The sequence below is a fragment of the Pseudocitrobacter sp. 73 genome (assembly GCF_008369545.1).
Classification (GTDB): domain Bacteria; phylum Pseudomonadota; class Gammaproteobacteria; order Enterobacterales; family Enterobacteriaceae; genus Pseudocitrobacter; species Pseudocitrobacter vendiensis.
Window position 1 is genome coordinate 470,245 of the sequence record NZ_VTZO01000009.1, and the last position, 6,625, is coordinate 476,869.

Here is a 6,625-nt window from a genome sequence, read left to right on the forward strand (position 1 = left end):
AAAGCCTCGCAATCCACAATCGCGAGGCTTTTTCGTATCGTAAACCCGAGTTAGCCTTTGATGGCTTTCACCAGGTAATCAACGATATCGCCGGTTTTAATCAGCTGTTTCTCGCCGTTACGACGGTATTTGTATTCGATATCGTCGTTGTCGAGGTTACGGTCGCCCAGCACGATGGTGTGCGGAATACCGATCAGTTCCATATCTGCGAACATCACGCCCGGACGCTCTTTACGGTCGTCCATCAGCACTTCGATACCCTGCGCACGCAGCTCAGCGTACAGCTTCTCAGCCAGCTCCTGCACGCGGTAGGATTTGTGCATGTTCATTGGCAGAATCGCTACCTGGAACGGTGCGATAGCTTCTGGCCACAGGATCCCACGGTCATCAAAGTTCTGTTCGATGGCCGCAGCCACCACGCGAGTCACCCCGATACCGTAGCAGCCCATGGTCAGGATCTGGTTACGGCCATCTTCGCCCTGTACAGAAGCCTTCATTGCTTCAGAGTACTTGGTACCTAACTGGAAGATGTGGCCGACTTCGATACCACGTTTAATCAGCAGCGTACCTTTACCGTCCGGGCTCGGGTCACCAGCAACCACGTTACGGATATCCGCCACTTCAGGCGTTGCGACATCGCGATCCCAGTTGATACCGAAGTAGTGTTTACCATCGATGTTCGCGCCAGCGCCGAAGTCGCTCATGACGGCAACGGTACGGTCGATAACCATCGGAATCGGCATGTTTACCGGGCCGAGAGAACCCGGGCCTGCTTTAACAACAGCACGGATTTCTTCTTCGGTCGCGAAGGTCAGCGGGCTGGCAACCTGTGCCAGTTTTTCAGCTTTGACTTCGTTCAGCTCGTGATCACCGCGAACCAACAGGGCAACCAGAGGATAAGCGCTGCCTTCAACCGCTTTTACCAGCAGTGTTTTGACGGTTTTTTCGATCGGCAGATTAAACTGCTCTACCAGCTCGGCGATAGTTTTTGCGTTCGGCGTATCAACCAGCGTCATTTCCTGAGTCGCGGCAGCGCGCGGTTCTTTCGGCGCTACAGCTTCAGCGAATTCGATGTTTGCCGCATAGTCGGACGAGTCAGAGAAGATCACGTCATCTTCACCGCTCTGCGCCAGGACCTGGAATTCGTGAGATGCGCTACCGCCGATTGAACCGGTATCAGCCTGCACAGCACGGAAATCCAGACCCATACGGCTGAAGATTTTGCTGTAAGCGGCGTACATGGCGTCGTAGGTTTCCTGCAGAGATTCCTGAGAAGTGTGGAAAGAGTATGCATCTTTCATCAGGAATTCGCGGGAACGCATCACGCCGAAACGCGGACGAACTTCGTCACGGAATTTCGTTTGGATCTGGTAGAAGTTCAGCGGCAACTGTTTGTAAGAGCTGAGCTCATTACGAATCAGATCGGTAATGACTTCTTCGTGAGTTGGGCCGAGTACGAACGGACGGTCGCCACGGTCAGCAATACGCAGCAGTTCCGGGCCATACTGTTCCCAACGACCACTCTCTTGCCACAGTTCAGAGGGCTGAACTACCGGCATTAACACCTCGATAGCACCGGCGTTATTCATCTCTTCACGCACGATGTTTTCGACTTTTTTCAGGACGCGCACGCCGGTCGGCAGCCAGGTGTATAACCCAGAGGCCAGCTTGCGGATCATCCCGGCGCGCAGCATCAGCTGGTGGCTGATAACCTCGGCGTCGGCAGGTGTCTCCTTCAGAGTGGAGAGCAGGTATTGGCTAGTACGCATGTTGTTACGGTTCCAGTTGGACGATCGAACAGGCTCAAATAAAGCCTGACGCAAAAAAAGTGATTTAGTTTACCAGCGAGAAGGGGATGTCAAAAGAGAGTGTCGTGAATTTACCTGGCTTCCAGCGCAAAGACTTCAAAGCCTGCGGACGTTACGCGCCAGCGCACGTTGAAATCAAGCAGCCACACGGCGTAGGTTTTCCCCTCTTCTTCATTCTTACGGTAGGCCGGACGTGGGTCCTGTGCCAGAACTTCGCGAATAAATTGTTGTAACCGCGGGTAACGTTTTTCCAGGGATAAAATTTGCTGTTGTACTTCTGCAGTAAACGCGATGTCGACCGCAGCCTGCGGCGCGTCCTGCGCATAGCTGGCGTTGGCGTGCGGCAGGGCTTCGGCAAACGGCAGATAGGGTTTGATATCCACTACCGGCGTGCCGTCCACTAAATCCAGGCTACCCAGTTCGAGGATCACCTGGTCTTTGTGGGTACGGATCCCCCGCAGTTCAACCAGAGACATACCAATAGGATTCGGGCGAAAGGTCGAACGCGTTGCGAAGACGCCCATGCGGGCGTTGCCGCCCAGACGAGGAGGGCGAACCGTGGGGCGCCAGCCGCCTTCCATCGTCTGATGGAAAACAAACAGCACCCACAAATGGCTGAACCCTTCCAGGCCGCGAACGGCGTCGGCCTGGTTATAAGGCGCCATCAAGTGAAGTTCGCCGCCGCCACTTTTCACCAGACCTGGCTGGCGCGGCACAGCAAACTTCTCTTTATACGGTGAGCGGATAACGCCTATCTGCTCGAACTGAAAGGTGCTCATTTCGCCGAAACGTTAAGCGCCGAACCGATACATACGGCCTGACGATAGCAGCCCGGTGTACCGCTGGTGACTTCGCAGCTGTGCAGCAGAACCGCGTTCGCTTTCATTTTAGAGGCGTTAATCTGCATACGTTTGCGGGCAGTTGGGATGTTTGGCGGGGAGTCCTGATTGGTTGCCTGGCAGGAATCGCCGGAGACTTCACCTAAATCGCGGAAAGGTTTACCGACCAAATCTTCCGCCTTGGTGTAGATTCTCACCGGAGTTGCGCGGACAGTTTTTGGTTTTACGGTTTCCGTTTTAGGCGTAGACGCGGTGCTTTGAACAGGTTCAACGGGAGATCTGTTTAGCATCGAACAGCCGCCTAACATCAGTGCTATTAAACAGATCGGTAAAGCACGCATAGTATTTCCTCGAATTATGATAGACCAGTGCTTATTGAATCAGGTGCTTGCAGAAATGACAAGACGGGCATGCGCCCGTCCTGAAAGATAGTGCTTAGCAGGGGTAACTTACCAGCCTTTTACCGCGCCGCCATTGAAGACTTTGTTAGCCGCTTCGTACACTTCGTCAGACTGGTAAGCCTCAACGAATTTCTTCACGTTTTCCGCGTCTTTGTTGTCTTCGCGAGTCACGATCAGGTTAACGTACGGGGAGTCTTTGTCTTCAACAAAGATGCCGTCTTTCGCCGGGGTCAGGCCAATCTGGCTGGCGTAAGTGGTGTTGATGACCGCCAGCGCGATTTGCGCGTCATCCAGAGAACGTGGCAGCTGCGGTGCTTCCAGTTCGACAATCTTCAGGTTTTTCGGGTTCTCGGTGATATCCAGAACGGTTGGCAGCAGGCCAATACCGTCTTTCAGTTTGATCAGACCCACTTTCTGCAGCAGCAGCAGGGAACGGCCAAGGTTGGTCGGATCGTTAGGTACGGCAACCTGAGAACCTGGCTGCAGTTCGTCCAGTGATTTAACTTTTTTCGAGTAGCCCGCGATAGGGTAAACGAAGGTCGCGCCAACGGAGACCAGTTTGTAGCCGCGGTCTTTGATCTGTTGATCCAGATACGGTTTGTGCTGGAAGGCGTTTGCGTCGATGTCGCCTTTGCTCAGCGCTTCGTTAGGCAGTACGTAATCATTGAAGGTCACCAGTTCTACGTCCAGGCCGTATTTTTCTTTCGCCACTTTCTGCGCAACTTCAGCAACCTGCTGTTCCGCGCCGACAATCACGCCGACTTTAATATGGTTGGGATCTTTCTCGTCCTGACCGCAACCCGCCAGTGCCAGAGTACCGATCAAAGCGCCGACCGCCGCAAAAGTTTTAAACTTAAACGCCATGTTATTTCCTTAACTCTTCGAGTTGTGTTGTCTATTACGTTATTTATGAGTCACAGTCCGAACGATGCGATCGCCAGATAGCTGAATTAAATAAACCAGAACGACCAGTAATACCAGTACTGTATTCATTACCGTCGCGTTATAGCCGATATACCCGTACTGGTAGCCAATCTGACCCAGACCACCTGCGCCAACGGCACCGCCCATCGCGGAATAGCCAACCAGCGTAATCAGCGTGATGGTTGCGGCATTCACCAGGCCAGGCAGCGCTTCCGGCAGCAGAACCTTACGGACGATCTGCATCGGCGTGGCGCCCATTGCGCGGGAGGCTTCAATCAACCCGGTCGGGATTTCCAGCAGGGCGTTTTCAACCATACGGGCGATAAACGGCGCAGCGCCAACGGTCAGCGGAACGATAGCCGCCTGCAAGCCGATTGACGTACCGACGATGACGCGAGTAAACGGAATCATCCACACCAGTAAGATAATAAAAGGGATAGAACGGAAGATGTTCACCAGCGCCGACAGAATGCGATAGAGCTTTGCGTTCTCAATAATTTGCCCGGGACGCGTGACATACAGCAATACGCCGGCCGGTAAACCTATCACAAAACCGAAAAAGCCGGACACAAAGGTCATTGCCAGCGTTTCCCAGACGCCGCGCGCCAGTAACCACATCATTGGCTCAGACATAACCCAGTACCTCTACTTTTACATGGTGTTGTTGCAGCCAGGCAATGGCGGCTTGTGTATCGTTTTGTTCGCCGTGCATTTCGGTCAGCATAATGCCGAACTTCACGCCGCCGGCGTAATCCATCTGCGCGCTAATAATGTTGTTGTTGACGTTGAAGCGACGAGCGGTCTCTGAGAGCAGCGGCGCATCAACGGATTGACCGGTGAACTCCAGGCGCAGCATTGGCACGCTGTCGGCGAACGGCTCGGCTTTCAGGCGCGCCTGATAGTCATCCGGAATGTCCAGATGCAGCGTGGACTGAATAAACTGCTGTGCCAGCGGGGTTTTCGGATGGGAGAAGACTTCGCTCACCGTATCCTGTTCAATCAGCTCACCGTTGCTGATGACGGCCACGCAATCGCAAATGCGCTTCACTACGTCCATTTCGTGAGTGATGAGCAGGATAGTCAGCCCCAAACGGCGGTTAATGTCTTTCAGCAGTTCGAGAATCGAGCGAGTGGTCGCCGGGTCCAGCGCGCTGGTGGCTTCATCACACAGCAGCACTTTCGGGTTGCTTGCCAGTGCGCGGGCAATCGCGACACGCTGTTTCTGGCCACCGGAGAGATTTGCCGGGTAGCTGTCATGTTTATCGCCAAGACCGACCAGATCAAGCAGCTCTGTGACGCGACGTTTCACTTCCTCTTTAGGTGTGTTGTCCAGCTCCAGCGGCAATGCCACGTTACCAAAAACGGTACGGGAAGAGAGCAGGTTAAAGTGCTGGAAAATCATACCAATTTGACGACGTGCTTTGGTCAGCTCACCTTCAGAAAGCGCGGTCAGCTCCTGACCGCCTACTTCAACGCTGCCCTGGGTTGGGCGCTCAAGCAGGTTCACGCAGCGAATCAGCGTACTTTTACCCGCGCCCGATGCGCCAATGACGCCGTAGATTTGCCCGGCGGGAACATGCAGGCTAACGTTGTTCAACGCCTGTATGGTGCGGTTCCCCTGCTGGAACACTTTGGTGATATTCGAAAGTTTAATCATTAGACTATTTATTATCGCTTATGGGTTTGCCGTGGCATTTTGTTCTGCCAGAAACGGTCGATAGCCGTCAACTGAACGGATGTTAAGGCATCCAGACGTCTAAATCAATCCGGCTTTATACGATCAGCACTTTATTGCCCGTCGAAACATGAGATACTAGCGTCACACGCCTTATTCAGGAGCAACACGGTGGCAAAGTCTGTACCCGCTATTTTTCTCGATCGTGATGGCACGATTAATGTCGATCATGGTTATGTCCATGAAATCGATGATTTCGAATTTATCGATGGCGTTATCGATGCCATGCGTAAATTAAAAGAAATGGGCTATGCCCTGGTGCTGGTGACTAACCAGTCCGGGATTGCGCGCGGCAAATTTACCGAAGCGCAGTTTGAAACCCTGACTGAGTGGATGGACTGGTCGCTGGCCGATCGTGGTGTTGACCTGGATGGCATCTATTATTGCCCGCATCACCCGCAGGGAACGGTAGAAGAGTATCGCCAGGTGTGTGATTGCCGTAAACCGCATCCGGGAATGTTCAAATCCGCCCAGGAGTATCTGCACATCGATATGGCTTCTTCTTATATGGTGGGCGATAAACTGGAAGACATGCAGGCCGCAGCGGCAGCCAATGTCGGCACGAAGATTCTGGTTCGCACCGGCAAGCCGGTAACTGCGGAAGCAGAACAGTCGGCAGATATCGTGATTAACAGCCTTGCAGACCTTCCCGCACTCGTTAAACCGCATCACTAAGCCCTGTTTAAACGGTGCTTTGTGGATAACTTTGTGGGTAAGTGGGTATAAAGTGGGGTGTTGCTGTGGAATGCAGCAGTCAGTCATTATTCTGTCATTTTTCTATTGCGGCCTGGAGATAACTCCCTATAATGCGCCTCCATCGACACGGCGGATGTGAATTACTTCACACAAACAGCCGGTTCGGTTGAAGAGAAAAATCCTTGAAAATAGGGTTGACTCTGAAAGAGGAAAACGTATTAT

Annotated in this window: 7 protein-coding genes; 1 reads left to right on the forward strand and 6 read right to left on the reverse strand. The window is 53.1% G+C overall.

The annotated features are described in order from the left end of the window. Positions 1-50 precede the first annotated feature (50 nt). The 6 genes from proS to metN form a co-directional block, all read right to left on the reverse strand. Entirely contained in the window at positions 51-1,769 is a 1,719-nt protein-coding gene (proS, locus tag F0Q32_RS11690) for a proline--tRNA ligase (protein WP_149463197.1), read from the reverse strand. 110 nt (positions 1,770-1,879) lie between these two features. Then, positions 1,880-2,587, reverse strand: coding sequence for a tRNA (N6-threonylcarbamoyladenosine(37)-N6)-methyltransferase TrmO (gene tsaA, locus F0Q32_RS11695; protein WP_149463198.1), 708 nt, complete (start codon positions 2,585-2,587; stop codon positions 1,880-1,882). After that, a complete protein-coding gene (rcsF, locus tag F0Q32_RS11700; protein WP_149463199.1) occupies positions 2,584-2,988 on the reverse strand; it encodes an Rcs stress response system protein RcsF in 405 nt (134 codons plus the stop codon). The genes tsaA and rcsF overlap by 4 nt, the downstream gene beginning before the upstream one ends. A gap of 108 nt (positions 2,989-3,096) precedes the next feature. After that, positions 3,097-3,912 carry a methionine ABC transporter substrate-binding lipoprotein MetQ gene (metQ, locus tag F0Q32_RS11705; protein WP_149463200.1) on the reverse strand — a complete coding sequence of 272 codons (816 nt, stop codon included), beginning with the start codon at positions 3,910-3,912 and terminating at the stop codon, positions 3,097-3,099. Between the two features lie 39 nt (positions 3,913-3,951). Then, entirely contained in the window at positions 3,952-4,605 is a 654-nt protein-coding gene (locus F0Q32_RS11710) for a methionine ABC transporter permease MetI (RefSeq protein WP_015965818.1), read from the reverse strand. Continuing rightward, positions 4,598-5,629 (reverse strand): methionine ABC transporter ATP-binding protein MetN, encoded by a 1,032-nt coding sequence (gene metN / locus F0Q32_RS11715; protein ID WP_108476946.1) that lies wholly within the window; start codon positions 5,627-5,629, stop codon positions 4,598-4,600. The genes F0Q32_RS11710 and metN overlap by 8 nt, the downstream gene beginning before the upstream one ends. A gap of 189 nt (positions 5,630-5,818) precedes the next feature. Here metN and gmhB point away from each other — a divergent pair, with 189 nt between their 5' ends. Beyond that, complete coding sequence (gene gmhB / locus F0Q32_RS11720) at positions 5,819-6,382, forward strand: D-glycero-beta-D-manno-heptose 1,7-bisphosphate 7-phosphatase (protein WP_149463201.1); 564 nt, start codon at positions 5,819-5,821, stop codon at positions 6,380-6,382. Positions 6,383-6,625 lie beyond the last annotated feature (243 nt).

Bases quoted from the DNA above. Each gene is read 5' to 3' on its own strand.
- proS (WP_149463197.1), bottom strand. From the start codon at position 1,769: ATGCGTACTAGCCAATACCTGCTCTCCACTCTGAAGGAGACACCTGCC.
- tsaA (WP_149463198.1), bottom strand. From the start codon at position 2,587: ATGAGCACCTTTCAGTTCGAGCAGATAGGCGTTATCCGCTCACCGTAT.
- rcsF (WP_149463199.1), bottom strand. From the start codon at position 2,988: ATGCGTGCTTTACCGATCTGTTTAATAGCACTGATGTTAGGCGGCTGT.
- metQ (WP_149463200.1), bottom strand. From the start codon at position 3,912: ATGGCGTTTAAGTTTAAAACTTTTGCGGCGGTCGGCGCTTTGATCGGT.
- F0Q32_RS11710 (WP_015965818.1), bottom strand. From the start codon at position 4,605: ATGTCTGAGCCAATGATGTGGTTACTGGCGCGCGGCGTCTGGGAAACG.
- metN (WP_108476946.1), bottom strand. From the start codon at position 5,629: ATGATTAAACTTTCGAATATCACCAAAGTGTTCCAGCAGGGGAACCGC.